Consider the following 1,886-nt stretch of genomic DNA (forward strand, 5'->3'; position numbering starts at 1 on the left):
CGTCCCGGTGCGGGCATCCGTCGTGGTCGAGAGCGTCGCGGTGTCGTTGACGCTCCAGCCCGCAGTGCTTCCGGACTCGAGACCGGGATTGTCGAGGAGCTCGACGCCGATCAGCGATTCGTCGAGGCGCGCCCGTGCACCTGAGCTTCTGGGTGCTCACCGCAGTGACGGTGCTCGTCGGCGGGTTCGTGTTCGCGCTGCCCCGCCACACGCGCGACGAGGCCGTCGGCCCGTGGCGACCGCGACTGCCCCGGATGCCGCGTGAGGAGCGTGCGGCGTTCACGGCCGGAACGCTCGGCATCTCCGCCGCCTACGCGATGGGTGCGATCTTCCTCGCGCTCGGCGCGCAGATCGCCCGCGACCTCGTGCGCAGCGACAACGCATTCGTCAACGGCGCCATCATCTCGATCTCCGCCGTCACGATCGGGGTCGTGGCGGTGCTCGCCCGCCCGCTCCGCCCGCGCGTCGCCGTCACCCTCGGGCCCGTGCTCGCACTCGTGGGCCTCGGGCTGCTCATCGTCGCCGGTCTCGACCACTCGCTCGTCGCGTTCATCGCCTCGTCGCTCGTGGCGGGGGCGGGCTACAGCCTCATGTTCTCGGGCGGACTCGGCCTCGTCACGTCGAGCGCACCTGCCCACCATCGCGCGGCCGTGATCTCGGCGGCCTACGTCGTGGGCTACCTCGTGCAGGCGGTCGCCGCGCTCGGGCTCGGGCTGCTCGCGACGACCTCGGGCCTGCAGTTCGCGCTCGAACTCGGGTCGCCCGTCATCCTGCTGCTCGGGGTCGCCGCGCTCGTCGTGGCGAACACCGGCCGGCGGCGGGTCGCTGCGGTCGCGGCCGCCTAGCTCCGGGTCGACGTCCGGGTCGGTCTGGGTCGTCGTCTCGGTTGCTCCGGGTCCTCGCCGGGGTCGCGGATGTCGGCGCCCGGGCGTACCGTGTGCGGCATCCGAGACGGGAGGACACCATGGCGAACCTCGTCGTGCACTTCGAGATCCACGCGTCGGAGCCGCAGCGGCTCATCGACTTCTACTCCGAGCTGCTCGGCTGGGAGTTCACCCAGTTCGGCGACCTGCCGTACTGGTCGATCGTGACGGGCGAAGGCGCGATCGGCAACGTCGCGGGGCAGCCCGGCCTCGGAATCAACGGCGGCCTCACGCAGCGCATGGGCCCGAAGCCCGAGGCCGGCGCCGCCGTCAACGGATGCAACATCGTCGTGGGCGTCGACGACGTCGACGCGTTGATGCGGCGCGGCCTGGAGCTCGGCGGCACCGAGGCACTGCCCGCCGACGACATGCAGGGCGTCGGCCGGGTCGGCTACCTGCTCGATCCCGACGGCAACGTGTTCGGGCTCATCTCGCCGGTCATGTCCGACGGCTCTACCGCGATGTGAGCGGATGAGGTCCGGCAGGTCGCGGCGGCCGATCCCCGGTGACCGGTCGCTGCGTCGATGTCGGATGCCGGTGGCAGACTGACCCCGTGCTGCTCGACGAGCTCGTGACCACGGCCGACGCCGTCACGTCGACGCGCTCGCGCCTCGCCAAGGTCGACGCGCTCGCCGACCTCCTTCGTCGGCTCGAGCCCGACGAGATCGCGCCCGCCGTCGGGTTCCTCGTGGGCAAGCCTCGACAGGGGCGCGTCGGCGTCGGATGGCGCGGGGTCGCCGCGGCGATGGGTGAACCCGCCGACGAGCCCACGCTCACCGTCGCCGAGCTCGACGAGCTGCTCGACCGGCTGGCCGTCACGGGCGGGGCCGGGTCGACCGCTGAGCGCGCGCGATCGCTGCGAGAGCTCACCGCCCGCGCCACGGAGCGGGAGCAGGGCTTCCTCGGCCGAGTGCTGCTCGGCGACATGCGCACCGGCGCCCTCGAAGGCGTGGTCACCGACGC

2 protein-coding genes and 1 pseudogene are annotated in these 1,886 nt (G+C 72.6%); all 3 read left to right on the forward strand.

The window, feature by feature from the left end; genetic code table 11:
- The first annotated feature begins 134 nt into the window (after positions 1–134).
- Positions 135–845, forward strand: a complete 711-nt coding sequence (locus GH736_RS22200) for an MFS transporter (RefSeq protein WP_159607131.1) — start codon at positions 135–137, stop codon at positions 843–845.
- Positions 846–964: 119 nt separating this feature from the next.
- The gene (locus GH736_RS22205) at positions 965–1,390 is read left to right on the forward strand and encodes a VOC family protein (RefSeq protein WP_159607133.1); all 426 of its coding nucleotides are present in this window, start codon (positions 965–967) and stop codon (positions 1,388–1,390) included.
- An 86-nt stretch (positions 1,391–1,476) separates the two neighbouring features.
- A pseudogene (locus GH736_RS22210) lies at positions 1,477–1,886 on the forward strand (ATP-dependent DNA ligase); the annotation flags it as partial.

The organism is Agromyces humi (assembly GCF_009720255.1).
Classification (GTDB): domain Bacteria; phylum Actinomycetota; class Actinomycetes; order Actinomycetales; family Microbacteriaceae; genus Agromyces; species Agromyces humi.